The 26,429-nt window shown below is 72.7% G+C and carries 22 protein-coding genes and 1 tRNA gene; 9 read left to right on the plus strand and 14 right to left on the minus strand.

Annotated features, from left to right (window positions below; translation table 11 throughout):
- Nucleotides 1–142: 142 nt before the first annotated feature.
- Entirely contained in the window at nt 143–1,009 is an 867-nt protein-coding gene (locus ACLQ2N_RS16800; RefSeq protein ID WP_425813672.1) for an SCO6745 family protein, read from the minus strand.
- A gap of 110 nt (nt 1,010–1,119) precedes the next feature.
- Here ACLQ2N_RS16800 and ACLQ2N_RS16805 point away from each other — a divergent pair, with 110 nt between their 5' ends.
- A complete protein-coding gene (locus ACLQ2N_RS16805; protein ID WP_425813674.1) occupies nt 1,120–1,692 on the plus strand; it encodes a TetR/AcrR family transcriptional regulator in 573 nt (190 codons plus the stop codon).
- A 4-nt stretch (nt 1,693–1,696) separates the two neighbouring features.
- Here the strand turns inward: ACLQ2N_RS16805 and ACLQ2N_RS16810 are convergent, their stop codons facing one another.
- The gene (locus ACLQ2N_RS16810) at nt 1,697–2,476 is read right to left on the minus strand and encodes a GntR family transcriptional regulator (protein WP_425813676.1); all 780 of its coding nucleotides are present in this window, start codon (nt 2,474–2,476) and stop codon (nt 1,697–1,699) included.
- Nucleotides 2,473–3,015 (minus strand): GntR family transcriptional regulator, encoded by a 543-nt coding sequence (locus ACLQ2N_RS16815; protein WP_425813677.1) that lies wholly within the window; start codon nt 3,013–3,015, stop codon nt 2,473–2,475. The genes ACLQ2N_RS16810 and ACLQ2N_RS16815 overlap by 4 nt, the downstream gene beginning before the upstream one ends.
- Nucleotides 3,016–3,173: 158 nt before the next feature.
- Here ACLQ2N_RS16815 and ACLQ2N_RS16820 point away from each other — a divergent pair, with 158 nt between their 5' ends.
- Nucleotides 3,174–3,578 (plus strand): ATP-binding protein, encoded by a 405-nt coding sequence (locus tag ACLQ2N_RS16820; RefSeq protein ID WP_425813678.1) that lies wholly within the window; start codon nt 3,174–3,176, stop codon nt 3,576–3,578.
- A gap of 13 nt (nt 3,579–3,591) precedes the next feature.
- Here the strand turns inward: ACLQ2N_RS16820 and ACLQ2N_RS16825 are convergent, their stop codons facing one another.
- Nucleotides 3,592–4,899: an MFS transporter gene (locus tag ACLQ2N_RS16825; RefSeq protein WP_425813680.1), complete on the minus strand. Its 1,308-nt coding sequence runs from the start codon at nt 4,897–4,899 to the stop codon at nt 3,592–3,594.
- Nucleotides 4,896–5,501 (minus strand): ArsR/SmtB family transcription factor, encoded by a 606-nt coding sequence (locus ACLQ2N_RS16830; RefSeq protein WP_425813682.1) that lies wholly within the window; start codon nt 5,499–5,501, stop codon nt 4,896–4,898. The genes ACLQ2N_RS16825 and ACLQ2N_RS16830 overlap by 4 nt, the downstream gene beginning before the upstream one ends.
- 179 nt (nt 5,502–5,680) lie before the next feature.
- On the opposite strand from ACLQ2N_RS16830, the gene ACLQ2N_RS16835 reads away from it, so the two are divergent.
- Nucleotides 5,681–6,862, plus strand: coding sequence for a GDSL-type esterase/lipase family protein (locus ACLQ2N_RS16835; protein ID WP_425813684.1), 1,182 nt, complete (start codon nt 5,681–5,683; stop codon nt 6,860–6,862).
- Between the two features lie 76 nt (nt 6,863–6,938).
- Here ACLQ2N_RS16835 and mfd read toward each other — a convergent pair whose 3' ends face one another.
- The 4 genes from mfd to ACLQ2N_RS16855 form a co-directional block, all read right to left on the minus strand.
- The gene (gene mfd / locus ACLQ2N_RS16840) at nt 6,939–10,469 is read right to left on the minus strand and encodes a transcription-repair coupling factor (protein WP_425813686.1); all 3,531 of its coding nucleotides are present in this window, start codon (nt 10,467–10,469) and stop codon (nt 6,939–6,941) included.
- Between the two features lie 235 nt (nt 10,470–10,704).
- A complete protein-coding gene (locus ACLQ2N_RS16845) occupies nt 10,705–13,284 on the minus strand; it encodes an ABC transporter permease (protein WP_425813688.1) in 2,580 nt (859 codons plus the stop codon).
- Nucleotides 13,281–14,069, minus strand: coding sequence for an ABC transporter ATP-binding protein (locus tag ACLQ2N_RS16850; RefSeq protein ID WP_143620803.1), 789 nt, complete (start codon nt 14,067–14,069; stop codon nt 13,281–13,283). The genes ACLQ2N_RS16845 and ACLQ2N_RS16850 overlap by 4 nt, the downstream gene beginning before the upstream one ends.
- A 359-nt stretch (nt 14,070–14,428) precedes the next feature.
- The gene (locus ACLQ2N_RS16855) at nt 14,429–15,019 is read right to left on the minus strand and encodes a TetR family transcriptional regulator (protein ID WP_425813690.1); all 591 of its coding nucleotides are present in this window, start codon (nt 15,017–15,019) and stop codon (nt 14,429–14,431) included.
- A 76-nt stretch (nt 15,020–15,095) separates the two neighbouring features.
- On the opposite strand from ACLQ2N_RS16855, the gene ACLQ2N_RS16860 reads away from it, so the two are divergent.
- The gene (locus ACLQ2N_RS16860; protein WP_425813692.1) at nt 15,096–15,788 is read left to right on the plus strand and encodes an NAD(P)-dependent oxidoreductase; all 693 of its coding nucleotides are present in this window, start codon (nt 15,096–15,098) and stop codon (nt 15,786–15,788) included.
- Nucleotides 15,789–15,884: 96 nt separating this feature from the next.
- Here ACLQ2N_RS16860 and ACLQ2N_RS16865 read toward each other — a convergent pair whose 3' ends face one another.
- The gene (locus tag ACLQ2N_RS16865; RefSeq protein WP_425813694.1) at nt 15,885–17,342 is read right to left on the minus strand and encodes an MFS transporter; all 1,458 of its coding nucleotides are present in this window, start codon (nt 17,340–17,342) and stop codon (nt 15,885–15,887) included.
- A gap of 151 nt (nt 17,343–17,493) precedes the next feature.
- Between ACLQ2N_RS16865 and ACLQ2N_RS16870 the strand changes: the two genes are divergently transcribed.
- Nucleotides 17,494–17,949, plus strand: coding sequence for a MarR family winged helix-turn-helix transcriptional regulator (locus ACLQ2N_RS16870; protein ID WP_425813696.1), 456 nt, complete (start codon nt 17,494–17,496; stop codon nt 17,947–17,949).
- A 7-nt stretch (nt 17,950–17,956) separates the two neighbouring features.
- On the opposite strand, the gene ACLQ2N_RS16875 is transcribed toward ACLQ2N_RS16870, so the two are convergent.
- The 3 genes from ACLQ2N_RS16875 to ACLQ2N_RS16885 form a co-directional block, all read right to left on the minus strand.
- Complete coding sequence (locus tag ACLQ2N_RS16875) at nt 17,957–18,913, minus strand: cellulose-binding protein (protein ID WP_425813698.1); 957 nt, start codon at nt 18,911–18,913, stop codon at nt 17,957–17,959.
- 196 nt (nt 18,914–19,109) lie between these two features.
- Nucleotides 19,110–21,533 (minus strand): SUKH-4 family immunity protein, encoded by a 2,424-nt coding sequence (locus tag ACLQ2N_RS16880; RefSeq protein ID WP_425813700.1) that lies wholly within the window; start codon nt 21,531–21,533, stop codon nt 19,110–19,112.
- Nucleotides 21,534–21,538: 5 nt separating this feature from the next.
- Nucleotides 21,539–22,516, minus strand: a complete 978-nt coding sequence (locus ACLQ2N_RS16885; protein ID WP_425813702.1) for an SMI1/KNR4 family protein — start codon at nt 22,514–22,516, stop codon at nt 21,539–21,541.
- A gap of 304 nt (nt 22,517–22,820) precedes the next feature.
- Between ACLQ2N_RS16885 and ACLQ2N_RS16890 the strand changes: the two genes are divergently transcribed.
- Together ACLQ2N_RS16890 and ACLQ2N_RS16895 are read left to right on the plus strand one after the other, a co-directional pair.
- Complete coding sequence (locus ACLQ2N_RS16890; protein WP_425813704.1) at nt 22,821–23,354, plus strand: YwqJ-related putative deaminase; 534 nt, start codon at nt 22,821–22,823, stop codon at nt 23,352–23,354.
- A gap of 8 nt (nt 23,355–23,362) precedes the next feature.
- Nucleotides 23,363–23,887: an SUKH-3 domain-containing protein gene (locus tag ACLQ2N_RS16895; protein WP_425813706.1), complete on the plus strand. Its 525-nt coding sequence runs from the start codon at nt 23,363–23,365 to the stop codon at nt 23,885–23,887.
- Between the two features lie 115 nt (nt 23,888–24,002).
- On the opposite strand, the gene ACLQ2N_RS16900 is transcribed toward ACLQ2N_RS16895, so the two are convergent.
- A complete protein-coding gene (locus ACLQ2N_RS16900; protein WP_425813708.1) occupies nt 24,003–25,319 on the minus strand; it encodes a sensor histidine kinase in 1,317 nt (438 codons plus the stop codon).
- A 155-nt stretch (nt 25,320–25,474) separates the two neighbouring features.
- On the opposite strand from ACLQ2N_RS16900, the gene ACLQ2N_RS16905 reads away from it, so the two are divergent.
- Together ACLQ2N_RS16905 and ACLQ2N_RS16910 are read left to right on the plus strand one after the other, a co-directional pair.
- Complete coding sequence (locus tag ACLQ2N_RS16905) at nt 25,475–26,347, plus strand: hypothetical protein (protein ID WP_425813710.1); 873 nt, start codon at nt 25,475–25,477, stop codon at nt 26,345–26,347.
- A 7-nt stretch (nt 26,348–26,354) separates the two neighbouring features.
- Nucleotides 26,355–26,427 (plus strand) — tRNA-Gln (locus tag ACLQ2N_RS16910).
- Nucleotides 26,428–26,429: the final 2 nt, after the last annotated feature.

Here is a 26,429-nt window from a genome sequence, read left to right on the forward strand (position 1 = left end):
AGATATCACTCGTAGCCGTCCTGACGGTGAGAAAGCCGAACCAACCAGGGAATTCTACGAATGCCTTCCCCGCGAGGAGGATTTCATGGCTGCGGCCCGTTCCCGCGTGGGGGCGGGATCACACCTCGCGTCACACCCCCCCTCACACCTTCCCGATCCCCAACGTGTTCTCCGACGGCAGCAGCCCCGAGCCGACCGCCGCCACCCACAGCGGCCCCATCAGGTCTGCGAGCCGTTCCCGCTCCTGCGCCGCGAGCGCCCGCCACGGTCCCGCCGCCGCCTCGTCCGTACGCCTCTCGACCTCTGCCCGCAGCACCCGGCCCGCCTCGGTCGCCGTTCCGTCGCCGGCCACCAGCCCCCGCTTCTCCAGCCGTTCGCGCGCGGCCTGCCACTCGGCCTCGTCCCAGCCCCGGCTGCCGAAGACCTCCGGCCGGGCCGCCCCGATCGCCGCGAAGGAGACCAGCGCCTCGACCGGGTCCAGCTCCGCGCGTGCCAGCGCCGCGAGGTGGCCGTCGCCCCGGTGCTCACGCAGGACGGTCGCCGCGTGCCAGACCGCGAGGTGCGGTTCGTCCGGCCAGGCCAGCGCGGCGTTCGCGGCGGCGAGCGGCCTGCCCTCCGTGTCGGCGGCCTCCGCGACGCGCCGCAGCAGCGCGGCGGCCTCGGCCGTCCCCGGCGCGGCGACCGCCTCCCCCAGCAGCTTCCGGTACGCGCGGTCCACGGCCCGGCCGCGCGCCGCGAGCACCGCGTCCGGCGAGGCGACCGACCAGACGGCGGGGACGTACGCGCCGACCATGCGCGGACTGAAGCTGTAGAACGTCTCCGCGACCCGGTCCGCCCCCGCCTCGCCCAGCGGCGCCGCGCGCCAGGCGAAGTAGCTCGGCCACCGCTCGTCGACGGCGTACCCGAGCCCGGCGGCCTCCTCGAACGCCTCCGGCGCGTAGTACAGAACGGCGTGCACGGGCTCCAGCAGATGCCACAGCTGCCGTACGCGACCCAGTTCCTCGGACATGTCTCCACCTTCCGCCACCCCGCAGCCGCCATCTAGCCACTGCCTAGATCCCCAGAGTGCGCGCGATCCGCGAACTTGTCAACGACTAGATCCCGCGTAACCTGCTGTCCATGACCAGCGACCGCGCCTACCACCACGGCGACCTGCGGCGGGCCGTGCTCACCGCCGCCCTCGACGTCATCCGCACCGAGGGCCCCGCCGCGCTCAGCCTGCGCGACCTGGCGCGCCGGGCCGGCGTCTCCCACGCCGCCCCCGCCCACCACTTCAAGGACCGCACGGGCCTGCTCACCGCGATCGCCGCCGAGGGCTACGCCCTGTTCGCGGACGCCCTGGCGGCGGCCCCGGACCTGCGCGAGCGGGGCGTGGCGTACGTACGGTTCGCGGCGGCGCACCCGGCCCACTTCCAGGTGATGTTCCAGCCGGACCTCTGGCGCGCGGACGATCCGGACCTGCTGGCCGCGAAGGACCGCGCCACGGCGGAACTGCGCGCGGGCGTCACCACCGTGCCCCCCACCGACGACCCCCGCCTCGCCGGCATCGCCGCCTGGTCCCTCGCCCACGGCTTCGCCACGCTCCTGCTGAGCGGCAACCTGTCCGACGCGGTGGGCGACCGCAACCCGGAAGAGGTCTTCCGCCTCACCGGCCGACTGCTCTTCAGCCCCGGGGACGCGCCCCGCCAGTAAGGGCCTATTCGGCCGTGAACTCGTACTGGACCTCGTACAGATGCCCGGCCTTCACCATCACCGTGGCCTCGATGGGCCGCTCGTCATCGCTGTAGACGACGCGCAGCGTACGCAGCACCGGCAGCCCTCCGGGCAGGCGCAGTGCCTGGTACTGCTCCTGGGTGGGCACCCTCGCGGACACGCGGTCGACGCTGAGCCGTGGCGGGTGCCCCAGCTCCGCGAGCAGCGTCGGAGTTCCGCCCGGGATCTTGTGGCGAGCCGTCATCGCCGTACCCCTGACGATGTCCAGCGGGTAGTACGAGGCCACGAGTTCGGCGGGTTCGTCGTCGATCACGAGCAACTGCCGCCGTAGCAGCGCCGGCTCGCCCTCCGGAAGCCCCAGCGCCACCGCGACATCCGCCGGCGGCGGAATCTCGGCCACTTCGAGCAGCGTGCTGCGAGCCCGGGAGCCGTCCTTCGCCACTTCGGTCAGCCAGCGGTACGGTTCCCCCGCTCCCGCCGGGGCCATGGACGCCGCCGGACGGACGGTCCGCTGGCGGTGCTCGCGGACGGTCACCGACGCGCCCGCCCTGCCGATCACCAGCTCCTCGTCCTTGAGCAGCTGCACTGCCTTCTGGATCGTTGCGTTCGAGGCGTCGAACCGCTGCTTGAGGTGGGCGGTGGAGGGCAGGTTCGCACCGGGCGCGAGGTCACCGCCCATGATCTGGTCCCTGAGATCGGCCGCGATCCGCTCGTGCAGCGAACGGCGGTCGGCGGCGTCGGCTTCGGGTTTGGGCACGGTCATCCGATCCTGATCTCGTAGCGCAGCTTCTGGCGTTGCGGGGGCATGACCATGACGTCGACCTGAATGGGCCGGTCCGCCTCGTCCAGGGTGAGCCGCGTCAGTTGGAGGACCGGGTCCCCCTCCACCATCCCCAACTGCTCGACCTCGGGCCCGCTCGCCCGTCGCGCGGTCACCTCTTCACGTACGCGTACGCCGACGTGGCCCAGCTCCGCCAGAAGCCTGACCGCCCCACCCGGGATCTTGGCCGTACCGGCGAGGCCGGTGCCGCCCGCGATGCCCAGCGGGTAGTAGGTGTCCGTCAACTCACAGGGCTCGCCGTCGAGGTACATGATCCTGCGCCGGGCGACGACGTTCCCCCCGGCCGCCGCCCCGAGCAGCTCCGCGACCGCTTCCGGGGCCTTCACCTCGCCCGCCTGGACGATGCGCTGGCTCCCCCGGCGCCCCTCCGCCGCAGCCTCGGCAGCCCAGGCGTCACCCGGAGCGCCGGAGGAGGCAGCGAGGTAGGGGATCGACGCACTGACCCATTCATTACCGCCCATGTCCTTCTCCTCCGCAGCTCCCGCCGGCACGACACCCAGCGTGCCTCATGCCTCGACGGAAGGCTCAGCCGCACCCATCGTGGGCACCTTGCCGCTTTTCGCGAATAGCAGTAGTGTCATCGCCAGGCTACAACCCGCAAGCAAGGCGGTGAACCACTGTGTCCCTGGTGCAGCAACGACGCTTCACCCGCAGGCGCACCTCTGTCGGTGCCTCCCGCGATTTCGTCACCGGCGTCCTCACTGAGTGGCAGCTCCACACCTTGATCGAGGACATAAGGCTGTGCGTCTCGGAACTCGCCACCAATGCGTTGCTGCACGGTGTGCCGCCCGGCTGGGAGTTCAGCGTCGGCCTCCACCGGGCCGAGGACCTGGTACGCCTGGAGGTCCGCGACAGCGGGCCGGGGCAGCCGCACGTCCAGCGGGCCGCCGACGACGCCTGCTCCGGACGCGGCTTGCACCTCGTCCGTGAACTCGCCGACGACTTCGGAGTCGATGACCATGTCGTCGGCAAGACCGTGTGGCTGATCTTCAAGACATCACCCACCACCGCAGCGATCTCCTGACGCAGCCCACCGCTCATTCCTCCACCGCCCGGTATGCCACTGTGCCCGACTCCAAATCCCGGATGCGCGGGATCGGTGACGGCAGGAGCCACAGCAGGGAGAGGCAGCCGCCCACTGCCGCCGTCAGGAGGGTGGGGCGCAGGCCGAGGAGGGTGGCCAGGGCGCCTCCGGTTACCGCGCCCACCGGGCGTACGCCGTAATTGACCGTGCCGAACGCGCCCGCCACGCGGCTGCGCATTCCGTCCGGGATCACCGCTGCCTGGAGGGAGTTGAGGTTGACGTCGAACAGCATGACGCCGAAGCCCGAGAGAAACTCCGCACCGGCCAGGGCGGCGGCGCGGAGCCAGAGCGGGCCGTTCGCGGCGGCGGCGAGGGCGATCGGGGCAGGGAAGAGGACCGCGCCCACGAGGATGCCCCGGCCCACGCCCAGGCGGCGGGAGATCGCCGGGGCGCACACCGCGCCGAGCAGGGCGCCGGTCGCGCCGATGCCCAGGGCGAGACCGATCGCGCCGGCGGACAGGCCGAGGTCGCGCGTCGCGAACAGGACGAGCAGGCCGCTGCCACCGACGAAGGTGAAGAAGTTGACCGTCGTCGCGCAGCCCAGCGAGGCCCGCAGCACCGGGTGGCGCACCACGAACGCCAGGCCCTCGCGGGCGCTGCGCAGCAGCGGGGGCGCCGCCGGGCCGGTGGCGGGCGGCTCGTCGACCGGGATGCGGCCGATCAGCGCCGCCGACGCCAGGAACGACAGCGCGTCCACCACGATCGCGACGGGTGCGGTCAGCGCCTGGACCAGCGCGCCGCCGACCGCGGGGCCGGCCACGTAGGAGGCGGAACGGCTGGTGCTGATCCTGCTGTTGGCGTCCACGTAGGAAGCCCTCGGTACGAGCTGTACGAAGAACGGCGGGTACGCGGTGTTGAACAGCAACTCGCCCGCGCCCGCCAGGATCGCCACCACGTACAGCTGGGTCAGCGTCACCGACCCCAGGACGTACGCGGCCGGCAGGCTCAGCAGGACCGCCGCGCGCAGGATGTCGGCGAGGACCATCAGGCGTCGCTTGCGGGCGCGCCGGTCCACCCACGCGCCCACGAACACCCCGAGCAGGTTGGGCGCCCAGACGAGGGCGGTCAGCCAGGCGACCTGGTTGGCGGAGGCCCCCAGGGTGCTGACGGCGATCAGCGGCAGGGCCAGTTCGGTGATCCGGTCGCCGAACTGGGAGACGGTGTTCCCCGCCCAGAAGCGGGTGAACCGCCGGTCCCGCCATAGCGACGGCGCCTTCGCCTGCGAGGATGCGCCGGAGGCCGCGCCCGATTCGGTGGTCACGACGCCGGCCAGCCCCCGCCCTCGCCCTCCGGCAGCGCGTACCGCAGCAGCGCCACCCCCCGGCTTCCCTCGGGACGGTCCGCCGCGTCTCGGGTGACATACGGGGCGAGCACCTGCTCGATCGCGTCCTCGATCGCGGCGAGTTCCTCGGCGGTCACCGTGATCCGGGTGTGGGCCAGTCCGGCGGCGCCCCGCCACTTCGGGTCGAGGCCGGGCTCGACCTCGGCGGCCCAGCGGGCGGGGAGGCCCGCGGTGCGCAGGAACATCTGGTGCGAGAGCTCCCGTGCGGCCGACTGGCCCTCGCCGTCCGCCGGGTCCTGCGGCGCGTCGAAGCGGAAGCCGCGCGCCACGGCCTCCCAGCGGCGGCTGCGGCGGTCGGGGCCGGGGGCGCTGTCGCGTACCAGCCCGAACGTCGCGAGGTGACGCAGGTGCCAGCTGGTCACCGAGGGGGTCGCCCCCACGGCCGGCGCCAATTCGGTGGCGGTCGCCGGTCCGTCCCGGCCCAGCCGTTCGAGGATCGCGAGGCGCACGGGGTGCGCCAGGGCGCGCATCGTCTGCGGGTCGGTGATTTCGAGGTCACCCATGCGATTGACGGAGTCCATGGTGCGAGAGAGTGCTCTCATATTTTATGAGAGTCAACTCTCACGTTGTGCCGGAGGCGCAGCCGATCCTGATCTCTTCTGTCGTTTTCGGCTCCAACTCCCTTGCTCAACTCATCCATTCGACTGCAAAGGCCGTCCCCTGCCTCACTCCCCACCGCCCGGCTGCCGACAACCACAGCATGATCATTTCTCCCTCACGACGCTCCAAGGCCCTCGCCGCCGCAGCCGCCACCGTGTGTGCGCTCACGGTCTCGGGCGCACTGCCCGCCTCCGCCTCCGCCTCCCGTGCGGAGTCGGCCCCCGCCGAGGCACCGCTCCTGGTGTCCGTGGGCGACAGCTTCATCTCCGGCGAGGCGGGACGCTGGGCCGGCAACAGCAACCGGAGCGCGAACGGCCACTCCGGCACCGACCGGGCCTGGGACCCGGAGACCGGCAGGAGCGACCCGTACCGGGTCTACGGGTCGTCGTACGACAACGGCTGCAACCGCTCCGACGTGGCCGAGGTCCAGTCCGTCACGCTCGACGTCAGCCGTCTCAACCTCGCCTGTTCGGGGGCGACCTCGAAGGCGGTGCTCCTCCCGGAGAACGGCGGCGCGCCGTTCAAGGGCGAGCGCTCACAGGCCGGGGAGCTGGAGGACGTGACGGCCGGCCGGCCGGTGCGCGCGGTCGTCGTGTCGATCGGCGGCAACGACCTCGGCTTCTCCGACATCATCACCGGCTGCGCGACCGAGTTCGTCAAGCCCTTCGGCGGCGAACCGTGCGCACCGGACGCGGCCGGGCAGGTCGCCGAGCGGCTGCCCGGCGTGCGGCAGGCGGCCGTGAACACCCTCGCCGACGTGCGGACCGCGCTCGGCCGGGCCGGCCACCCGGCCGGCTCCTACCGGCTGATCCTCCAGTCCTACCCCTCCCCGCTCCCGGACGCCGGCCGCATCCGCTACCCCGGCGAGAAGTACGACCGGCTCAAGTCCGGCGGCTGCCCCTTCTTCGACAAGGACCTCACCTGGGCGCACGACGAGCTGGTCCCGGAGATCAGCTCCGTCCTGGCGGACGCGGCCGACGAGGGCGGCGCGGAGTTCCTGGACCTGTCCCGGTCGTTCGAGGGCCGCGAGGTGTGCTCGACCTCCACCCGGCACGCCGACGCCACCCACGCCCCCTCCGGTGACACCAGCGAATGGGTCCGCTTCGTGACCTCCGGCCTCGGGCAGGGCCAGAAGCAGGAGTCCCTGCACCCCAACCGCTACGGTCAGCAGGCCCTCGGCACCTGCCTGACCCTTCAGCTGCAACAGCCGTCGGGCGACCGCCGCTGCACCAACACCGCCGGCCAGGGCCCCGCCGCCATGCGGCTGCGGGCCATCGGCTGACGCCTTCCCCCGCACGGGAACGGGTGCGGTACGCCGACGGCGTGCCGCACCCGTTCCCGTCCCCGCGCCCAGGCCCTCACGACCCCAGGATCGTCGTCAGGAACTCCCCCGTCCACGCCAGCAGTTCGCGTCCCACCACCGGCTTGCCGCCGATCTTGCCCGTCGTCGGGCGCGGCACCAGGATCTGGTGGACGGCCGGCTTGATGACCGTCTTCGGATACAGCCGCTTCAGCCGCAGCTCCTGCGACTCGCGCAGCTCCACCGGCGAGAAGCGGATGTTCGGGCCCTGGAGCACGATGTCGCCGACCCCGCAGGCGCGGGCCAGCATGCGCAGGCCGGCCACCAGGAGCAGGTTCTCGACCGGCTCCGGCAGCTTGCCGTAGCGGTCGGTCAGCTCCTCGCGGACCGCCTTGATGTCGTCCTCCGAGGACGCCGAGGCGATCGAGCGGTACGCCTGGAGGCGCAGCCGCTCGCCGGGGGCGTAGTCGTGCGGGACGTGCGCGTCGACCGGAAGCTCGATCTTGACCTCCAGCGGCGGCTCCTCCTCGACGCCGCCCTCCAGGGACGCCCGGTAGTCCGCGACCGCCTCGCCCACCATGCGTACGTACAGGTCGAAGCCGACGCCCGCGATGTGGCCGGACTGCTCGCCGCCCAGCAGGTTGCCCGCGCCGCGGATCTCCAGGTCCTTCATGGCCACGTACATGCCCGCGCCCATCTCGGTGTGCTGGGCGATCGTGGCCAGGCGTTCGTGGGCGGTCTCCGTCAGGGGCTTCTCCGGGGGGTAGAGGAAGTACGCGTAACCCCGGTCGCGGCCACGGCCGACCCGGCCGCGCAGCTGGTGCAGCTGCGAGAGGCCGAAGTTGTCGCCGCGCTCCACGATCAGGGTGTTCGCGTTGGAGATGTCGATGCCGGACTCCACGATCGTCGTGGAGACCAGCACGTCGAACTTCTTCTCCCAGAAGTCCACCACGACCTGTTCCAGAGCCTGTTCGGACATCTGGCCGTGCGCCGTGGCGATCCGCGCCTCGGGCACGATCTCGCGCAGCCGCGCCGCCGCCCGGTCGATCGACTCGACCCGGTTGTGGATGTAGAACGCCTGGCCCTCGCGCAGCAGTTCACGCCGGATCGCGGCGCCGATCTGCTTCTCCTCGTACGGCCCGACGAAGGTCAGCACGGGGTGGCGCTCCTCGGGCGGGGTGGTGATGGTCGACATCTCGCGGATGCCGGTGACCGCCATTTCGAGCGTACGGGGGATGGGCGTCGCGGACATGGTCAGCACGTCCACGTTGGCCCGGAGCTTCTTCAGCTGCTCCTTGTGCTCGACGCCGAACCGCTGCTCCTCGTCCACGATGACGAGGCCCAGGTCCTTGAACTTCGTCTCCGAGGAGAACAGGCGGTGGGTGCCGATGACCAGGTCGACGGACCCGTCCTTCAGCCCGGCGAGCGTCGCCTTGGACTCGGTCTCGGACTGGAAGCGGCTCAGCGCGCGTACGTTGACGGGGAACTGGGAATAGCGCTCGGTGAACGTGCCGTAGTGCTGCTGCACGAGCAGCGTGGTGGGGACGAGGACGGCGACCTGCTTCCCGTCCTGCACCGCCTTGAACGCGGCGCGGACCGCGATCTCCGTCTTGCCGTACCCCACGTCGCCGCAGATCAACCGGTCCATCGGGACCGACTTCTCCATGTCCTCCTTGACCTCGGCGATCGTCGTCAGCTGGTCGGGCGTCTCCGCGTACGGGAACGCGTCCTCCAGCTCGCGCTGCCAGGGGGTGTCCGGGCCGAAGGTGTGGCCGGGGGCCGCCATCCGGGCCGAGTACAGCTTGATCAGGTCGGCGGCGATCTCCTTGACGGCCTTCTTGGCGCGCGCCTTCGTCTTCGTCCAGTCCGCGCCGCCGAGCCGGTGCAGGGTCGGGGCCTCGCCGCCGACGTACTTGGTGACCTGCTCCAGCTGGTCGGTCGGGATGTACAGCCGGTCGCCGGGCTGCCCGCGCTTGGCGGGGGCGTACTCGACGAGCAGGTATTCGCGCGTCGCCCCCTGCACCGTGCGCTGCACCATCTCGATGTAGCGGCCCACGCCGTGCTGCTCGTGCACGATGTAGTCGCCGGTCTCCAGCGTCAGCGGGTCGATCGTCTTGCGCCGCCGCACCGGCATGCGGCCGAGGTCCTTGGTGGCGGTGCGCTGCCCGGTGAGGTCGGTCTCCGTGAGCACGGCGAGCTTGAGGCCGGCGTGGACGAAGCCGTGGTCGATGGCCCCGCACGAGACGTGCACGACGGACGGGGTGATCTCGTCCAGGTCCGGGTCGAGCCGGGCCGCGATCCCCTCGCCGCCCAGCATCTCGACCGTACGGGACGCGAGCCCCTGGCCCTCCGTGACGTACACCGTGCGCCAGCCGTCGGCCAGCCGGCCCTTGGTGTCGGCGAACGCCCGCGCGGTGTCCCCCCGGTACATCTCCGGGGCCTGCATGCCCAGCGCCAGGGTGTCCGCGTCCAGCTCCGCGTCGGCGGCGAACGGGGAGACCGACCACCACATCATGTCCAGCTCACGGGCCCGCTCGCGGACGTCCGCGATGCCCCGCAGCGAGGCCGCGCCGACGTCGATCGGGGCCTCGCCGCCGCCCGCCGACGCCGCCCAGGACGCCTGGAGGAACTCCTGGCTGGTCGCGACCAGGTCCGCGGCCCGGGTCCGGACCCGCTCGGGGTCGCAGACGACGGCCATCGCGCCCTTGGGCAGCACGTCGAGCAGCAGCTCCATGTCGTCCACGAGGACGGGCGCCAGGGACTCCATGCCCTCCACCGCGATGCCCTCGGCGATCTTGCCCAGGAGTTCGCCCAGTTCCGGGTGGGCCTCGGCGAGCGCGGCGGCCCGCTCCCGCACCTCGTCCGTCAGCAGGAGCTCCCGGCAGGGCGGCGCCCACAGGCCGTGCTCGGCGACCTCAAGGGACCGCTGGTCGGCGATCTTGAAGTAGCGGATCTCCTCGACGTCGTCGCCCCAGAACTCCACCCGGAGCGGGTGCTCCTCGGTGGGCGGGAACACGTCCAGGATGCCGCCGCGCACCGCGAACTCGCCGCGCTTCTCGACCAGTTCGACCCGGGCGTACGCGGCTGCCGCCAGCGCCTCCACGGTCGCGCCGAGGTCGGCGCTCTGCCCGGTGCGCAGCGAGACGGGCTCCAGGTCCGCGAGCCCCTTGACCTGCGGCTGGAGCACGGAACGGATCGGTGCGACGACGACCGAGACCGGCCCGGTCTCCGGGTCGTCGGCGCGCGGGTGCGCGAGGCGCCGCAGCACGGCGAGCCGGCGGCCCACGGTGTCGGAGCGCGGCGACAGGCGCTCGTGCGGCAGGGTCTCCCAGGACGGGAACTCCGCGATCGTGTCCGGCGGCAGCATGGTGCGCAGCGCGGCCGCCAGGTCCTCCGCCTCCCGGCCGGTCGCGGTGACCGCGAGGACCGTCCGCCCGGCGTCCCGGGCCAGCGCGGCGACGGCGAAGGGCCGCGCGGCGGGCGGGCCCACCAGGTCGATGTGCATCCGGTGGCCGTCACCGGCGGCCTTCACCGCTTCGTCGAGCGCCGGATCACGCACGACGACATCCAGCAGACCGTTCAGGCTCATGAAGGGCTTCCGTCCGGGTGAGGAGAAGGGCCTGACGGCCGGCTGCCGCCAGGGCGCGCTGCCCCGGGGGCAACGCGAAGGGCCCGACACGTGGTACGAGCCGGGGGTTCCAGCGTACGACTCGGGGGAGGCAGCCGCTGCGCGACAGGGTCCCGCAGGCCACACGCGCACCGGCCCCGGTGCGCTCCGAGGAGCGCACCGGGGCCGGATCCGCATCAGTCCACGGCCGTCCGTCTCACCCGTCCGTGGCGATCGCGTTCAGGACGTTCATCCGGCCCGCCCGGAAGGCCGGGACGAGGGCGGCGAACAGTCCGACGAAGGCGGAGGCGACGAACACCGTGATGATGGTCGGCCACGGGATCTCCAGGACGCCCAGGCCCTCCAGGGCCAGCAGCTTCTGGGCCGAGGTGCCCCAGCCCATGCCCAGGCCGAGGCCGAGCAGGGCGCCGAAGAGGGCGATGACCACGGATTCCAGCCGGATCATGCGGCGCAGCTGCCGGCGGGAGAGGCCGATGGCGCGCATCAGGCCGATCTCGCGGGTCCGCTCCACCACCGACAGGGCCAGGGTGTTCACCACACCGAGCACCGCGACGATGATCGCCAGGGCGAGCAGGCCGTAGACGACGTTCAGGAGCTGGCCGATCTGGTCCTTCAGGTCCTTCTTGAAGTCGGCCTGATTCTGCACCTTGTACTGCGGGTACTTCGCGACCGCGCTCTTCAGCGCCGCGTACGCCGCGTCCGCCTGGCCGTCCTTCGCCTTGGCGAACATGATCATGTTCTGGGGCATCTTGTCGGCGGGGACGTACCGCTTCGCGGTCGAGGTGTTCAGGTACATCGCGCCCTGGTCGAGGGCGGTCTCGTCCGAGGTGATCGCGGCGACCTTCAGCTTCGCCGTGCCGCCCGCCCCGAACGCGACGGTGATCGTGTCGCCGACCTCGACGCCGTGCGCGGTGGCGTACTCCTCACCGACCGACATGGCGTCCTTGCCGTACGCCTTGTCCAGGTCACCGGACAGGACCTCGCGGCGCACGTCCTCGGCGTACGTCGGGTCGGCCGCCGTGACGTCCTCGTCGGACGCCTTGCCGTCCGGGCCGGTCAGCTTCGCGCCCAGGACCTTGTAGTGCGTGAGGTGGTCGATGCCCGGGGCGGAGGCCAGGGCATCGGCGGCCTGCGGGACGATCGGCCGGCCGTCGGCCGCCTGGACGATGAAGTCCGCGCCCACCGACTTGTCGAGTTCGTCGGTGGCCGAGGCGACCATGGACGAGCCGACCACGGACAGGCAGGCGACCAGGGCGAGGCCGATCATCAGGGCGGCGCCGGTGGCGCCGGTGCGGCGCGGGTTGCGCAGGGCGTTGCGCTCGGCGAGCCGGCCGACGGGACCGAAGAACCGGAGCAGTACGGCGCTCAGCCCCCGTACGACGACCCCGGCGAGCAGCGGGCCGATCACGACGAAGCCGACGAGGGTGAGCAGGACGCCCAGGCCGAGGAGGCCCGAGCCGTCGCTCGCCTCGTCCACCCGCGTCGTCGCCCACAGCGCGGCGGCGCCGGCGCCGGTGACCACGAGGCCGATGCCTGCCCGGACCCAGCCCGACCTGGCGTCCGCCGGGGTGCCGGCGTCGCGCAGGGCGGCCATCGGGGAGACCTTGCCGGCCCGGCGGGCCGGGATGTAGGCGGCGAGGACGGTGACGATGACGCCGAGCGCGAGCCCGACGACCGGGGTCGTCCAGGCGATGGTCAGGTCCTCGGTGGACAGCTCCATGCCGACGGCGCCCATGACCTTCATCAGCCCGACGGCGAGCCCGACGCCGGCGCCGACGCCGAGAACGGAGCCGAAGATGCCCAGGAGCACCGCCTCCAGCAGCACGGAGCGGTTGATCTGCTTGCGGCTGGAGCCGATGGCCCGCATCAGGCCGATCTCGCGGGTGCGCTGGGCGACCAGCATCGAGAAGGTGTTGACGATGAGGAAGATGCCGACGAGGAGGGCGATCCCGGCGAAGCCGAGCATCGCGTACTTCATGACGTCGAGGAACGACCCCATGGAGTCCTTGTTCTCGGCGGCGGCCTCGTCCTGCGTCTGGATCTTGTACGCGGCGGAGCCGTCGAGCGCCTGGGCCACGTTCCGCTTCAGCTGGGCGTCGCTGACGCCGGACGCTGCGGTGACGGAGATGTGCGAGAAGCGGCCGGGGGCGCCGAGCAGCGCGCGCTGGGCGGTGGCGGTGTCGAGGTAGACGATGGCCGCGCCCGGGTTGGTCACCTTGAAGGCGACGATGCCGCTGATCTTCCCCTTGATGTCGCCGGTGGCCGCGATGGTGCGCAGCTCGTCGCCGATCTTCAGGTGGTGCTTCTCGGCGGTGTCGGCGTCGACCATGACCTCGGTCGGGCCGCGCGGGGCGTGGCCGGAGGTGATCTCCATGGACCGCAGGTCGTTCCGCGTCCAGTTGCCGGCGATGGTCGGGGCGCCGGTCTCGGAGCCCATGTTCTCGTTGTGGCTGTCGACCACGGTGACGGCCGAGCTGGAGACGCCTCCCTCGGCCTTCTCCACCCCGTCGGCCTTGCCGGCCTTCGCGAGGACGGAAGCCGGAAGCGACTCCGGCTTCCCGTTCTCCGGGATGTCGTCCACCTTGGCCTTCTTCGGGCTGACGGTGACGTCGGCGGAGGTGGCGGCGAAGAGCTTGTCGAACGTGGTGTTCATGGTGTCGGTGAAGACGAGCGTGCCGCAGACGAACGCCACCGAGAGCAGGACGGCGACGGCGGAGAGCGCCATGCGTCCCTTGTGCGCGAGGAAGTTGCGCATCGAGGTCTTCCAGACGGTCATGACGTCCGTCCGCGCGCGTCGAAGTCCTTCATGCGGTCCAGCACCTGGTCGGCGGTGGGGTTGTGCATCTCGTCCACGATGCGTCCGTCGGCGAGGTAGAGCACCCGGTCCGCGTAGGAGGCGGCGACCGGGTCGTGGGTGACCATGACGATGGTCTGGCCCAGCTCGTCCACGGACCGGCGCAGGAAGCTCAGGACCTCGGCGCCGGCCCGGGAGTCCAGGTTCCCGGTCGGCTCGTCACCGAAGATGATCTCCGGCTTGGCGGCGAGGGCCCGCGCCACCGCGACGCGCTGCTGCTGGCCGCCGGAGAGCTGGGTCGGCCGGTGCTTGAGGCGGCCGGCCAGGCCGACGGTCTCCACGACCTGGTCGAGCCAGGCGGAGTCGGGCTTGCGCCCGGCGATGTCCATCGGCAGCGTGATGTTCTCCAGCGCGTTCAGCGTCGGCAGCAGGTTGAACGCCTGGAAGATGAACCCGATGCGGTCGCGCCGGAGCTGGGTGAGCTTCTTGTCCTTGAGCCCGGTGATCTCGGTGTCGGCGACGTGGATCTGGCCGGACGTCACGGTGTCCAGGCCGGCCAGGCAGTGCATCAGCGTCGATTTGCCGGAGCCGGACGGGCCCATGATCGCCGTGAACTGCCCGCGGGCGATGTCCACGTCGACGTGGTCGAGTGCGACGACCCGGGTCTCTCCGGACCCGTACGCCTTGACGACCTGCCGCGCCCGCGCAGCCACGGCCGTACGCCCTCCAGTGCCCCCGTGCCTGGGAATGGTTACAGCCGTTGTCACGGTTTTTCTCCTATGTCGGCCAGCGGCGGGTTGTCGCTGTCTGCTGTGAAGTCTGCTGTGCGGAGGGGGTCCGGCGCGCTGGTGCCCAGCGCAGTCTTCCGGTGGGGTTTTCCCCACCCCGTCCCCTGCGGTCCGCCCTTCGGCGGCGCGTCTGCGGTGCTTGTGCCGTACGTCTTCGGTACGACGAACACGCTACGGAGGGACCCCGCCCCCGCACGTCCTCCACCGGGAGGAACGGCCCCTGGCCCGCTGTGCGGAGCTCCCCCTAGGGGTCTGGGCCCCCGGGTGGACCCCGGTCTCGGGGACTGCACCCAGGGGTCCACGCCCCGGGGTGGAGACGAGGACCTCCAGAACAGGCGCTACCGCCGCCGGGGGGCGAGTGCCGCGCGGACGGCCGGGGTGAGGGCGGCGCGGGTCTCGGCCGGGGTGAGGGCGGCCGGGGTGGGGAGCGGGTTCAGATAGCGGGTGTAGATGATCCCGCCGAGCACGGTCACCACGGCGGTGGCGCGGGCGGTCGCGTCCGGCCCCCCGAGAAATTCAACGAGCCGCTCCAGCAACTCCTGTTCCAGGTAGTCGCGGACGGCCTCGTCGGCTGCCTCGCCCCAGGTGGCGAGCCGACGGAATTCGGCGTCCTCCCACAGGCCCGTCACCGCGTCGATGAGCCGTCCGGGCAGGGTGGCCGGGTCACCGCCCAGCACCTCGTCCACCGCCAGCGCCTCGGCGCACCCGACCTGCATCACCTCGGCGAACAGGCCCTTCTTGGAACCGAAGTGGTACGAGATCAGAGCCGGGTCCACCCCGGCGGACGCGGCCACGGCGCGCAGCGTGGTGGCCCGGTAGCCGCGCTCCAGGAACAGCGCCCGCGCCGCCACGACGAGCGACGCACGGGTCGGCGGATTGCCCCGGGGACGGCCACGGGGCCGGGCGGGGGCGTCCACGGCGTTATTCATCAGCGTTGAGCGTGCGGGGCGCCATCCGCACAGTCAAGGGGGTCCCCACCGCACCCCGCAGGAAGCAGCCCACATCATGCGCATCACGCTCTTCGGCGCCACCGGCCCGACCGGACGCCGGCTCACCGAGCAGGCCGTCGCCGCCGGTCATGAGGTCACCGCCGTCGTCCGCCGCCCCGGTTCGCTGCCGGCCCGCCCCGGGGTCACCACGACCGTCGCCGACGCCACCGACCCGGCGGCCGTGGACGCGGCGGTCGAGGGGGCGGACGCGGTCCTGTCCGCGCTCGGCGCCCGCTTCAGCAAGGAGCCCGTCACCCTGTACTCACAGAGCGCCGCCGCCATCACCCGGGCCATGAGCCGGCACGGCGTGGGGCGGCTGCTGGTCGTCAGCTCCAGCATCGCCGACCCCGCGTGGCGGCCCACCGGGGCGCACTTCTTCAACCATGTGCTCGACCCGCTGGTGAACCGGCGCCTGGGCCGCACCCTGCACGCGGACATGCGCCGCATGGAGGACGTCATCGGCCGCACGGCCCTCGACTGGACCGTGGTACGCCCTTCGGGCCTCTTCGAGCACCCCGCCGTCACCGACTACCTCACCGCCCCGTCCAGCGCCGACGGCGTCTACACGGCCCGCTCCGACCTCGCCGCGAGCATGCTGCGAGAGATGGAGGAACGACGCCATGTGCGTACGGCCATGGGCGTCGTCACCACCGCGGTGCAGCCGAACATCGCCAAGCTGATCTGGAACGAGGGCGTGCGGAAGAAGTGAGCCGGACCGGCCGGGCTCACCCGCCGCCACGAATGCCGGACGCCCGACTCGGCGCCCCGTGCGGGGCGGCGAGCCGGGCGTCCGGGGTGCGCGGGCTCAGCCCTTGGCCGTCGCCGTCTCCGGGGCGGCCGGGGTGTCCGTCGTGCCGGAGGACGCGGCGGAAGCCCGTACGGCCGGGATGAAGGCGGAGACCGCGACCGCGATCAGGGCGACGCCGCAGCCGAGGAGCAGGCCCGTGCGGAAGCCGGACTCCGAGGTGAAGGTGTAGCCGGCCGTCTCGGTGGTCATCTGGGCGAGGACCGCGCCGATCACGGCGGCGCCGACCGAGGTGCCGAGGGCGCGCATGAGCGTGTTGAAGCCGTTCGCGGCGGCGGTCTCGGAGGCCGGGACCGCGCTCATGATGAGGGCGGGCATCGCCCCGTACGCGAGGCCGACGCCGCTGCTGCTGACCATGAGGAACAGCATCAGGCCCCAGGCGGAGCCCATCAGCAGGACGCCCAGGCCGTAGGCGCCGGCGATGACGAGGACACCGCAGATCAGGGTGAACTTCGGGCCGCGGGCGTCGGTGAGCTTCCCGCCGAACGGGGAGACGACCATCATCATGATGCCGCCGGGGGCCATCCACAGGCCGGCCTGGAGCATCGTCTGGCCGAGCCCGTAGCCGGTGGCCTCGGGGAACTGGAGCAGTTGCGGCGCGATCAGCATGCCCGCGTACATGCCGAAGCCGACGAAGAGCGACGCGATGTTGGTGACGAGCACCCGGGGCCGGGCCGTGGTGCGCAGGTCCACCAGCGGGTCCGCGGTGCGCAGCTCCCAGAAGCCCCAGACGAGGAGGATCACGACGGCGGCGGCGAACAGGCCGATGGTCGTCGTGGAGGTCCAGCCCCAGTCGGCACCCTTGGAGACGGCGAGGAGCAGGCAGACCAGGCCGGCCGCGAGGCCGAGCGCGCCGGGCACGTCGAAGCGCTGCCCCTTGGCACCCGCCGGGACGTCCGGGATCAGGAACCAGATCAGCGCGCAGATCGCGGCGGCCAGCACGGCCGAGCCCCAGAACAGCACGCGCCAGCTGGCGTACTGGGCGACCGCCGAGGCGATCGGCAGACCGAGCGCGCCGCCGATGCCGAGCGAGGCGCTGACCAGCGCGATGGACGAGCTCATCTTCTCCGGCGGCACCACGTCGCGCAGCAGGGCGATCCCGAGCGGGACCATGCCCATGCCCATGCCCTGGAGACCGCGCCCGACGATCATCGGCACGACGGAGGACGAGAGCGCGCAGACCACCGAGCCCGCGATCAGGGGCACCGAGCAGGCGAGCAGCATCCGCCGCTTGCCCAGCAGGTCGCCGAGGCGGCCGGAGACCGGCACGCACACCGCGGACACCAGCAGGGTCACGGTGATGACCCAGGCCGCGTTGGACGACGAGGTGCCGAGGATCTTGGGCAGTTCCGCGATGAGCGGCGTGACCAGCGTCTGCATGACCGCTGCCACGGTGCCGGCGAAGGCCAGGGTGGCGACGACGGCGCCTGTCCTCGCCGACGGCTGGGGGGCATCCATTGAGGGGGACTCCTTGGGGCGTGGTCCCGCCTTCCGGGACAGCAGCATGCATCGTACATGCCCAATGTGTCATACACATTATGTGCTGCGTACACACTCCATGCGAGAATGAGCCGCCGCCCACAAGCAGCAGAAGCAGGAGGCCGCCCCCATGCCCAGGCCCACGGAAGAGGTGGAGTACGAGCAGATGCTGCTCGGCCGCCACAGCCTCGCCGACCACCGCGGCGGACGCCACAAGTACGCCCTCCTGGACCGGAGCGCGTACATCCTGCTGAGCCGGCTGCGCGTCCAGGGCCCCATGTCCAACGGCGAACTCAGCGACGCCTTCGGCCTCGACGCGTCCACCCTCAACCGCCAGACCGCCGCCGTCACCCGCGCCGGACTCGCCGAACGCATCCCGGACCCCGACGGCGGCATGGCCCGCAAGTTCCGCATCACCGACGAGGGCGCGCGGCTCCTGGACGCGGAGCGCGAACGCGTCGTGCGCTCCCTGGACCAGGTCATGCACGACTGGCCCGACGAGGACATCGCCGCCTTCGCCGGCTACCTCAAACGCTTCAACAGCGGCATCGAACAGCTCTCGCACCGCCCCTGGCCCCGCCCCTGAGGAACCGTCAGCCGCGCGCCCGCTCCTGCGCGGGCACCCGCGCCGCGGCCTCCGCCGATTCCTCCCGCGCCGGCTCCGCGGCCGGGGACACCCGCCCCGTCAGCGCCGCGAGCGAACTGCGTACGTGGGCCATGTGGGCCTGGACCTCCTCGCGGCCCTCCTCGTGCACCCGCAGAATGCGCTCGGTCTCCCGCGCCACCCGCTCCTCGCGCACCCGCGCCCGCGCGATGAGCTCCGCCGCCCGCGCCTCCGCGTCCTCCTGACCGTGCCGCGCCGCCTCCTCCGCCTCCGCGCGGGCCCGGCGCGCGGCCGCGAGCTCCGCCTCCGCGCGCTCCATCAGCCCGGCGTGCTCCGCGGCCTGCGACGCCTCGGCGTCCGCGAGCTCCCGCTCCGCCGCCTTGTACCGCTCGGCGTGCTCCTGCTCCTGGTGCGCCAGCACGCTCGCCGTACGGCTGCGGGTCGCCGCCATCGCGGACTCCGCCTCCGCACGCACCCCGGCCGCTTCCGTACGCGCCGCCTCCAGCGCCTCACCGGCCGCCGCCTCGGCCGCCGCCACCAGCTCACCGGCCGCGCTCTCCGCCGCCGCCCGGACCGCCTCCGCTTCCGCGCGCGCCGCCTCCCGCAGGGCCCGGGCCGTCGCGTCCGCCTCGTCCCGGAGCGCCTGCGCCTCCTCCCGGGCCGCACCCAGGAGCTCTGCGGCCTCCTCCTCCGCCAGCGCCAGGATCCGCTGCGCCCGCTCCCCCAGCGACGCGTAGTCCGGCGGGGCCAGCCGCGCCACGGCCTCGTCCAGCCGGGCCGACTCCGCCGCCAGCTCCTGCGCCAGCTCCGTCAGCCGGGCCACCCGCGCCCCGGCCTCGTCACGCTCCGCGGACAGGGCCGCCACCGCACGGTCCACCTGCTCCGGGCGGTACCCACGGCCCCGCACACCGACGAACCCGAACGCGGACACCGGTGCAGAACTCATCCCTGACGCCTCTTTCCGATCTTCCCGACTCCGACGCTCCGGCCAACGAGCGATAGGTCAAGGATGCGGCAATTGGTCGGGAAGTCTGAATCGATGCGGCGCTTTCCGGACGGAAGCGACCGGCATCACACACGGAAAAGGCGGGATGCCCGGCCCCCCGAAAGGGACCGGGCACCCCGCCTCGCGTACACGAGCGTCAGATGAGGCCGTCCCACATCTGCTCCAGCAGCACCGACCACCAGCTCTCCGGCGACGCCAGCGCCGCCGCGTCCAGCGCCACCAGCTGCGCCTGGAAGTCCACCGTCCAGCGGCCCGCCTGCTCCGGATTCAGCCCGTACCGCAGCCGCCACATCCGGCCCAGCAACGCCATGCAGCGCACGAACTCCGGCAGCCCCGTGTTCACGAACTGCGGCGGCACCGGCGCACCGCCCGGACCCGCCTCCACCGGCACCGCCACGATGTGCGCGGTCCCGTACTGGACGCAGACCGCCCGGCCGAAGTCCGACCCCATCACCAGGTACGACCCCGCGTCCGACGCGGGCTGCACCTGCCGCTGGGCCGCCAGCTCCGCCAGCGTCGGCACCACAGGCTGACCCGGCTGCGCCCAGAAGAACGGCCCGAAGTCGGCGGGCAGACCCGCCCACACCAGCGTCCGCGCCACGATCTCCGGCACGCCCTGACGCGACACCGCGCGCTGATCGAAGCGGAGCACGCCCTGCGGACCGAAGGTCTGCATCATCTCCTCGGCCAGCGCCTCCGGCGGCACCGGCGGCGCGGGCTGCATCTGCGGCAGCGGAGCCCGCACCGGCGCGGGCCGCGCGGGACCGTCCGCCACCTGGTGCAGCTCACCCTGGTGCGTCAGCAGATGCTGCATGCCCTGCTGCCGGCTCGCGTGGTCCGTGCCGTAGGGGGCGACGGACGTGATCCGCACCTGCGGCCAGGTCTCCCGGATCATCCGGGCGCAGTAACCACCGGGCAGCTCACAGGACTCCAGCTCCGTGTGCAGCTCGATCACCTGCTGCGGCGGCACGTTCATCGCCCGCAGCTCGTGCAGCATCTGCCACTCCGGGTGCGGCGTACCCGGCGCCGAACGGCGGATCAGCTGCTGCTCACTGCCGTCCGGCGCCCGGAACCGCAGCACGGCCTGATAACCCGGACCGACAGTCGGCTGACCGGGCGGCGCCTGCGGATAGCCGTACGCGGGCGGCGCGCCCATCGGCGGACCCGGCGGCTGCGGCGCCCCCGGACCGGCCTGCGCCGGCCCCGCGAGCATCGTCGCCGCGTGGTGCACCCCGCCCGGGCCGGGCGGCGGCGTCGCCCCCGGCGGCGGAGGCGGCTGATGCCCGCCGGGCGCTCCCGGCGGACCGGGCGGCTGGGGCGCGCCCGGAACACCCGGCGGGCCGGGCGGCCTCGGGACACCCGCACCGGACGACGCGTTCGGGTCGGCGAACATCGTGGCCGCCTGGTGCACCCCGCCGACGGGCGGCGGAGCCGGCGGACCGGGCGGCTGCGGGGCCCCGGGCGGACCCAGCTGGGAGACGAGCTGCGTCGGCACATAGCCGCCCGCGGGCGCGCCGGGCGCACCCGGACCCGAGGGAGGCGGCACCGGCGCACCCGGCCGCGCTCCCGGGGTGCCGGGGGCACCCGGCGGCGGCGGAGTCGTGCCCCCGCGCTGGGCGCGCGGCGCGATGGCCGCCTTGCTCGTCGCGGCGTCGGCGATGTCCCCGGGGCCGCCGGGCGGACCGGGCGGCGGGGTGTGCCGGGCGGGCGGCGGGGTGTGCTGCCCGGGCACGGGCGGACCCGGCACGCTCGTCCCGGGAACCGGCGGACCCGGCACCGGCGGACCCGGCACCGGCGGGCGCTCGCCGCCCAGGCTCGGCGCGATCGCGGTCTTCGGCAACTGGCTGCCCCCCGACATCAGCGCCGTCGGCGCGTCCGCCGGGACGACCGGGGGCAGCTCCTCCTCGTCGTCGGCGCCCGACAGCGGCGGCGCGAACACCGTCGCCGGAAGCGCCACCCCCGCGTCGTCCGCATCCGCGTTCACATCGGTCCCCGCCCACGGCGTGGCCCCGACGGGGGGCTGGAGCGAGGACGCCGGAACGCCGTCCGACGCGGTCGGCTCGTACGCCACCGAACCGCCCTGCGAGGACATCGAGGGCGACGGGATCGGGGCGGGCGGCGGGAAGGACGACGGGGCCGGCGGTGCGGGCGGCGGAGTGTCGTCCCGGTCCGCACGCCGGTCCGGGATACCCAGCTTGTCCGCCGCCTCCTGCAGCCACTCGGGCGGGCTCAGCAGGAACGACGTCTGATTCAGGTCCACCCGCTCGGGCGCCGGCGCCGGAGCGGCCCGCTCCGCCTCCTGCGAGCCGTACTCCTCCTCGTACCGCCGGATCACCTCACCCACCGGCAGCCCGGGCCACAGCGTCGCCTCACCGCTGTCCCGCGCGATCACCAGCCGCTGCCGGCCACCGTCGGAGACCGGTCCGTCCGCACGGTCCTCGGCCCACACCACGAATCCGAGTTCGAATTCACGGACGCGCACCTCGCGATGCTGATACGCCGGAACGTCGCCGTTCACCCACTCGTCCGCGCGCTCCTGCGCCTGAGCGAAGGTCACCATCGCGCTCACCCCTCCACCGGGACGGCCTGCGCGAAGCCGCCGTCCACCATCAGGTTCGCCACCGTCTCCAGCTCCGGCGGGCTGCCCGCCAGACGCTGCAGGAACGCGTCGAAGTCCTCACCGCACGGCAGCAGCAGCCGGTCCACCCGCTCCTGCACCGTCCAGCCGTCACGGTCCCGGGCATCGTCGTACGCGCAGAACCACACCGAACCCAGACGCTCGCCGCGCACCTTCACCGCGAGCAGACCGCCCTGCACGAACGCGACGCCGAGATAGTCCTTCGTCAGATGGTCGCGCAGGCACTTGTTGACGTACACCAGGTCGTTCACGGCGGCCTCCTCGCGCACCGTGAAGAACGGCTGGTCGATCAGCAGACCCAGCTCCGCGTCGAGCGCCGTGCCCACCGGGGCCGAACCGCCCGCCGCCTTCAGGAACGAGCGGTACGCCCCCGGCAGCCGGTAACCGAGATCCTCCTCCACACCCAGGATCTGCTGCTCGCTCACCGCAACGGCACCCTTGGGCAGCCGGAAATGCGCGGGGCGCGTCTCCTGGAGCGGGCGCGTCCCCCGCTTGTCCTGGTCCACCTCCGTGGACGCCAGCCCGCCGTGGTGGCGCAGCAGCGCCTTCACCTCCACCGGGACCAGCTCCATCCGGCGGCCGCCCGGCACGTGGTGCCAGGTCCAGCCGTGCGGCGTCGCCACCGGCGGGATCGTGTCCCACAGCTCGTGCCCGGCCTCGGCCAGCGCCGCGTTCGCCGACACGTAGTCCGTGAGCCGCAACTCGTCCACCCCGAAACCCTGCGGAGGCTCCGCGATCTCCGCCGCCGCACGCGCGTACGGCGAGAAGTCCGGACAGCCGTTCTCGTCCATCCGCACCCCTCTGGGGTGGCGGGACGCCCGGACCGGGTCCGGGAAGTGCACGAGCTGCCCGGCGTAGGCCGCGTTCGGTGGCGCGGCTTGCTGCCCGAGCCGACCTGTCGTCATGGCGGTTGCCCCCTGCTGCGTCTGGCTGATGAGGACCGACCTGCCCAGGAGGCGGTCCAGGCACAGCCTAAGCGGTGACACCCGTACGGGAACCGGCCCCGCCATCCCCTGGCCACAACCGTCACCAAACGTCACAGCCACGTGACGGACGAGCGACGGCGGCGCCACCGATCCGCGACACGCAGACACGTTTCACCGACCCAGCTTTCACAGGACCCGACACATTTGGCAGGCTGTCACCGGCAAACACGGGGGCGTGCACAGAAGGCAGCGGCCGCTGCGGGCACGGGAGGGACACAGCACCATGCACACCGCACACTCTGCACAGACCGTCACCACCGGGGACCCACGACTCAGCTGGAGCAGCACCGACAAGAGCCCCGCGCCCCGGCTCGGCCAACGCCGCGACGGCATCCTGCCCGCCGTCGCCGCCGCCCTGTCCGTCCGCGGCGAGACACTCACCTGCACCGCCGGCAAGGGCGACCAGCCACCGGTACTCCACCACCTCGTCCAGGACTTCCTGGACACCCTCCCCAGCGCCCAGCGCGAACGGTTCACCGGCCGCTGCCCCGAGGCCATACTCCTCTCCCGGCACCTCACCGCCGCCGAAGCCGGGCGCTCCAAGCGCGCCCAGCGCAAGCCCCTCACCAACGGCGAGGCCCGCCGCGCCCTCAAGCACGCCCGGCTCACCGCCCGCCGCATCCGCGAGGACGGCGACCCCCTGCACGGCAGCTACGCGGCACCCTGCCGCTCCTGCGCCGTCATGCTCGCCCACTTCGGCGTACGCCCGGTCGACCTCACCGCGACCGGCGCGGCCACCACCGCAGAGAAGAGCTGACCGCGCCCATGCACGACCGCACCGACCTGCCCCGGCAGACCGGCCCCGACCGCCAGTCCGCCACCCGCTTCCCCGTCGCCGTCGACGCCGCCCTGCGCGCCGCCGGCTGGACGCCCGGCCGCTGGGACATCCGCCAGGCCGAGGAGTGGGCCGACGCCCTGCGCGCGCACGCCTCGCCCGCCGGACACCAGCACGCCGTCTTCCCGGCCGCGGTCGAGGCGTGGGCCGAGTTCGGCGGCCTCCGGATCACCGCCACGGCGCCGGGCCGCCAGATCGCGCCGCCGGCCGTCCGCATCGACCCGCTGAGCGGCCTGCACCTGGCCCGCACCCTGGGCGACCTCGGCCGCGCACTGGCGACCGAGGTCGCGCCGCTCGGCGAGGAGGGGGACGGCCAGGCCGTCCTCGCGATCGACCTGACCGGGCGGGTGTACTCCATCGACCACACCGGGGACTGGTACCTCGGCCAGGACATCGACACGGCCCTGGCGACGCTGGTGACGGGGCTGCAGCCGGAGCGGCTCGTCTCGGGCTGAGCCGGGGTCTCCGGCGCGCGGTTCCACGCCGGACGCGCGGTGCGCGGTCGCCGCGGGCTCCACCGGGCCGCCGCCTCACGCCGGGCGCGCGGTCACCACCGCGAGGGTTCCGTCCTCAACCGCCGGACGGGCTGGGCTCCCCCTCGTCCGGCAGAACCGCCGACACCCGGAAGCCGCCCGCGTCCGTGGGACCCGAGACGAAGACGCCCCCCAGGCCGAGGACCCGTTCGCGCATGCCGACCAGGCCGTTGCCGCCGCTCGGCAGGCCCGCGTCGGCCGTCGCCGCGTCCGTCGGGCCGTTCTCCACCTGCATGGCGACCTCGGCGCCCCGGTGCGCCAGCCGCACCCAGGTCTTCGCGCCCGCCGCGTGCTTGTGGACGTTGGTCAGGGCCTCCTGCACCACCCGGTACGCCGTCTGCTCGACCTCGGGCGCGTACGCGCGGGCGGGCCCCTCGACCGACAGCTCCACGGTCATGCCCGCCGCCCGCGACTGGCCGACCAGCGCCTCCACCTCGTCCAGCCGCGGCCCGTCCTCCGCCGCGGCCTGCGCCGCCCGGCCCACGGAGGCCAGCGGCACCCTGTCCACCGGGACCCGCATCGGCTCGCCGGTCCGCAGGACGCCCAGCATCTCGCGCAACTCGGTGAGCGCCTGGCGCCCCATGTCGCCGACCAGGGCCGCGTTGCGCACGGCCTTCGCGGGGTCCTTGGGCGCCACGGCCTGGAGCGCCGCCGCGTGCACGACCATCAGGCTCACCCGGTGGGCGACCACGTCGTGCATCTCGCGGGCGATCCGGGTCCGCTCCTCCGTACGGGCCCACTCGGCCCGCTCCTCGGCCCGGTCCGCGAGCAGGGACAGCTCCCGCTCCAGCGAGTCCGCGCGCTCCCGCAGGCTCTCCATCAGCCGGCGCCGGGCCCCTGTGTACAGCCCGAACAGCACGGGCGGGGCGGTCAGCCCGACGGCCATGAAGAGGGACAGCATGGGCACGTACCAGTCGCCGGGCCCGAAGTCCGCGTTCTCGTCGACGCCCTGGCGCAGCCGTACGTACGTCACGATGAACGTCCCCACCAGGGACATGCTCATCAGCACCGCGGTGATCCGCCGGGGCACCTCAGACGCGGCCAGCGTGTACAGGCCGACGAGCCCCATCAGGAAGCCCATCTCGGCGGGCGTCGTCGCGATCGAGACCAGCACCACGGCGATCGGCCACCGCCGCCGCACCAGCAGCACGGCCCCCGCGACCACCCCGAACACCACCCCGAAGGACACCGGAAGCCCGGTGTCCGCCGCGAAGGCCACCCCTTCGAACCCGCACTCCACCGCCGAACCGAGCGCGAGCCCCACATCCAGCGCGACACTCCGTCGCCGTTCCCACCACCAGTAGCCACGGGGGCTCGGACCCGCCGCTTCCCGGTCTTCCCCCGTTGCGGTCATGGCATCCAGCGTACGGGCGGCCGCATCCCATTTTCGGGGGACCTGCACAGCACGTCGTACGTTCGACCGGAGGCCGTTTGGAGAACAACCGCCCGAAATATTGAATCGACCGCCCATTCGACCCGGACGTCCGGATTCCGGACAACGCTTGGCACATGACGGAGATCACGAGCAAGTACGCGGATTTCGAGGGCCTGCGCGAGCGGGCGGTGGCGTTACGGCGGGAGGGCTTGAGCCGCCGCCAGATCCGGGACCGGCTGCACGTCGACAACAACGACATCCTCAACCGCTTGCTGGAGGGCGAGCCGCCGCCCGAGTGGACGAAGCGCCCCAACGCCAAGGACGACCTGCGGGCCAGGGCGCGGGAGCTGCGGATGGAAGGGAAGACCTACGACCAGATCCAGCTGGAGCTGGGGTGCTCGAAGGGTTCGATCTCGTTGTGGGTCCGGGATCTGCCGAAGCCCGCACCACGAACCAGAGAGGAAGCCTCAGCCATCTCCAAGCGAGGCTGGGAGATCGTGCTTCAGCGGCGCGAACGGGAACGACAGGAAACAAAGCGTGCCGCAGAGCACGAGATCGGCGCCCTCACCGAGCGCGAGCTGTTCCTGCTGGGCGTCGGACTGTACTGGGCGGAGGGAACCAAGGACAAGCCCCACGCGCGCCGCGAACGGGTTACCTTCGTGAACAGCGATCCCGCCATGATCCAGATCTTCCTGGCGTGGCTTGCCCTGGTCGGCGTCAGCCCCGACAACCTTCGGTTCCACTTGATGATCCACGAATCGGCCGACGTCGTCGCCGCCGAGAACTACTGGGCCGACCTCACTTGCACTGACGTCTCCAAGTTCGGCAAGACAACACTGAAGAAGCACAACCCCAAGACCAACCGCAAGAACGTCGGAGAGAACTACCGAGGCTGCCTCGTGATCCAAGTTCGCCAGAGCGCCGAGCTCTACCGTCGCATCGAGGGCTGGTGGTGCGGCATAGTAGGCGGCAGCGTTTTGGTGCAGGGCCATTCCTTGCCCAACTGACGCGTGTTCCGCCGTAGTGTAATTGGCAGCACGGCATCCTTTGGAGATGTTCGGTCTAGGTTCGAGTCCTAGCGGCGGAGCA

Origin of the sequence: Streptomyces sp. DT224 (genome assembly GCF_049844595.1) — a bacterium.
In the GTDB taxonomy this organism is placed as follows: Bacteria; Actinomycetota; Actinomycetes; order Streptomycetales; family Streptomycetaceae; genus Streptomyces.

Coding starts and splice junctions, on each gene's coding strand:
- ACLQ2N_RS16815 (WP_425813677.1), bottom strand. CDS start 3,015: ATGGGCGGTAATGAATGGGTCAGTGCGTCGATCCCCTACCTCGCTGCC.
- ACLQ2N_RS16865 (WP_425813694.1), bottom strand. CDS start 17,342: ATGGATGCCCCCCAGCCGTCGGCGAGGACAGGCGCCGTCGTCGCCACC.
- ACLQ2N_RS16895 (WP_425813706.1), top strand. CDS start 23,363: ATGCACGACCGCACCGACCTGCCCCGGCAGACCGGCCCCGACCGCCAG.
- ACLQ2N_RS16885 (WP_425813702.1), bottom strand. CDS start 22,516: ATGACGACAGGTCGGCTCGGGCAGCAAGCCGCGCCACCGAACGCGGCC.
- mfd (WP_425813686.1), bottom strand. CDS start 10,469: ATGAGCCTGAACGGTCTGCTGGATGTCGTCGTGCGTGATCCGGCGCTC.
- ACLQ2N_RS16875 (WP_425813698.1), bottom strand. CDS start 18,913: ATGAGTTCTGCACCGGTGTCCGCGTTCGGGTTCGTCGGTGTGCGGGGC.
- ACLQ2N_RS16800 (WP_425813672.1), bottom strand. CDS start 1,009: ATGTCCGAGGAACTGGGTCGCGTACGGCAGCTGTGGCATCTGCTGGAG.
- ACLQ2N_RS16870 (WP_425813696.1), top strand. CDS start 17,494: ATGCCCAGGCCCACGGAAGAGGTGGAGTACGAGCAGATGCTGCTCGGC.
- ACLQ2N_RS16905 (WP_425813710.1), top strand. CDS start 25,475: ATGACGGAGATCACGAGCAAGTACGCGGATTTCGAGGGCCTGCGCGAG.
- ACLQ2N_RS16845 (WP_425813688.1), bottom strand. CDS start 13,284: ATGACCGTCTGGAAGACCTCGATGCGCAACTTCCTCGCGCACAAGGGA.
- ACLQ2N_RS16890 (WP_425813704.1), top strand. CDS start 22,821: ATGCACACCGCACACTCTGCACAGACCGTCACCACCGGGGACCCACGA.
- ACLQ2N_RS16805 (WP_425813674.1), top strand. CDS start 1,120: ATGACCAGCGACCGCGCCTACCACCACGGCGACCTGCGGCGGGCCGTG.
- ACLQ2N_RS16810 (WP_425813676.1), bottom strand. CDS start 2,476: ATGACCGTGCCCAAACCCGAAGCCGACGCCGCCGACCGCCGTTCGCTG.
- ACLQ2N_RS16860 (WP_425813692.1), top strand. CDS start 15,096: ATGCGCATCACGCTCTTCGGCGCCACCGGCCCGACCGGACGCCGGCTC.
- ACLQ2N_RS16855 (WP_425813690.1), bottom strand. CDS start 15,019: ATGAATAACGCCGTGGACGCCCCCGCCCGGCCCCGTGGCCGTCCCCGG.
- ACLQ2N_RS16835 (WP_425813684.1), top strand. CDS start 5,681: ATGATCATTTCTCCCTCACGACGCTCCAAGGCCCTCGCCGCCGCAGCC.
- ACLQ2N_RS16880 (WP_425813700.1), bottom strand. CDS start 21,533: ATGGTGACCTTCGCTCAGGCGCAGGAGCGCGCGGACGAGTGGGTGAAC.
- ACLQ2N_RS16900 (WP_425813708.1), bottom strand. CDS start 25,319: ATGACCGCAACGGGGGAAGACCGGGAAGCGGCGGGTCCGAGCCCCCGT.
- ACLQ2N_RS16830 (WP_425813682.1), bottom strand. CDS start 5,501: ATGGACTCCGTCAATCGCATGGGTGACCTCGAAATCACCGACCCGCAG.